We start from the raw sequence: 1,841 nt of genomic DNA, 5'->3' as shown, positions 1-1,841 counted from the left end.
ATATTCTTTAGACACAAATCCAGGTAAATTATGTACAGCACTTGCCAATACACTTGCCTTTTCATATTCTTCAAGTTCTAGGTTCTTAATTAATTCTGTAAATATGTCTATAAAGATTGGAATACTCCGTTCGACTCTTTTCATCGAATACTTCTTTAATGGAAACGACCATTTTTCTAAAGCTCTTACAATTGATGAATCCTTTGGCACTCCAATATTAAGCAATTTCTTTTTCAATTCTTCATTTAATCTTTTGTTTATTCCATTCTTTAATAATTCATATCTGTAAACTTTTAAGGTTTGAGTATGTAAAGGATTTCGAGGATTGGATCGAATAAAAATAAAAACGAAATACAATGATTCAAGTATCCTGCTAGAATAGATTTTTTGATTTATGATAATCACCTACCTTTCAAGGTGGAAATGAAATTGAGCTTTAGGGAGTTTCCGATAACGTTTCATATATTCACGACGCTCGACGAAGTCGAGTGTGTCCACAGCAACCACTTCTTCGAATCCGCTTCTGGGACCGAGGGGCGTAGCCCCGATGCGTGAATATGGTGTTAGGCGATGTTGATGACATCTTGATATACTAAAAATTCATTTTATTTCAATGCTTTTAATTCCTGTTTGTGTATTAGGTAAAAATTCAATTCTATACTTTCTCCCGACCTCTAGGTTTGAATCAAATAAAAAAGAAATCGTTATGCCATTAAATTCAACATATTCTCTTAAGTCCTTTGATTTATGATCTATCTCTTGAACATAATCTTCAATCACTAAATATCTTCCTGATATTAGCCAGTAATTATCTTTCCAATAGTCGACAGAAGCAAACGAAATAAACACTGCAATTAAGATACAAAATATTCTGCCCACTGCAACGGTTATTGATTGAGTTCTACCTGAAACTGGTTTCCTCCATTTTAAGTTTTCTATTTTAAAGATTGAAACGATGAAAAACACAATCGTACAAACTAATAGAAGTGTTGTTAGAGGAACTGATAAGTATTGCATCGTGTTCAATATCTGGCTTCATCCTTTCTTATATTTAATTCATCAATTTCGCCTAACGTTTCGTATATTCACGACGCCCGGCGAATGCCGGGTGTGTCCACAGCAACCACTTCCTGAGGCCTCTTCTGGGACCGAGGGCGTATGCCCGATGCGTGAATATGGTGTTATAGGATGTCAACGCCTTCTTCGAACTTCATTCAGTTAATTTGAATTTCAACTTGTCTTTGCAAAAATCATTATGTCCCTTAAACTGCTATCATTAATTGATAACCCACTATTCTTTAGAATCCCTTCTAATGTGTACCCCAAACGTTCTGGTATTGCTTTACTTCTATAATTTAAGGAATCACAGCGAATTTCTATTCTTCTCGCATTTAATTCTCTAAAAGCAAAATCTGTTATTCCTTGAACAACTTCGGTCATGAGTCCTTTACCACTAAACCTAGAATCAATCCAGTATCCAATCTCAAATTTAGGGATTGCCCAATTTATTCTATGTAATCCAGATGAACCTACAAATTCATTCGTTTCCTTATTAAAGACTAATAACCTGAGGTCTTCTCTCTTTAAAAATTGCACATGAGATTCCCTTATATTTTCTTCAACTTTTTGCTCAGTTTGTTCATATCGCGCAAACGGCAGCCACTCTTTCAATTCATGTATTGATGCTTGAATGCTTTCAAAAACTACTTTACCATCACCAGGGAGTGGCATTCTGATGAGTAATCTTTCTGTTGAAAATTGATGTGGAAAATCCAACAAAATCGTATTCACACTAATCACTCCAATCACTTAAATGCTCTAATATCTTGCGTTGATTTCCT

Annotated in this window: 3 protein-coding genes; all 3 read right to left on the bottom strand. The window is 34.8% G+C overall.

The genetic code is table 11. From position 1 onward, the window contains the following. Positions 1–237: hypothetical protein (locus tag M6D81_RS31405; protein ID WP_262681597.1), on the bottom strand; the 237-nt coding region annotated here is incomplete at its 3' end. A gap of 363 nt (positions 238–600) precedes the next feature. Beyond that, on the bottom strand, positions 601–1,026 hold the full coding sequence (locus M6D81_RS31400; RefSeq protein ID WP_262681595.1) for a hypothetical protein: 426 nt from the start codon (positions 1,024–1,026) through the stop codon (positions 601–603). 204 nt (positions 1,027–1,230) lie between these two features. Next, the gene (locus tag M6D81_RS31395; RefSeq protein ID WP_262681594.1) at positions 1,231–1,791 is read right to left on the bottom strand and encodes a GNAT family N-acetyltransferase; all 561 of its coding nucleotides are present in this window, start codon (positions 1,789–1,791) and stop codon (positions 1,231–1,233) included. Positions 1,792–1,841: the final 50 nt, after the last annotated feature.

This window comes from Paenibacillus sp. J5C2022 (genome assembly GCF_025567625.1).
GTDB lineage: Bacteria > Bacillota > Bacilli > Paenibacillales > Paenibacillaceae > Pristimantibacillus.
Note: the sequence above shows the minus strand (reverse complement) of the source record. Positions and strands in the feature narration are given on the sequence as shown.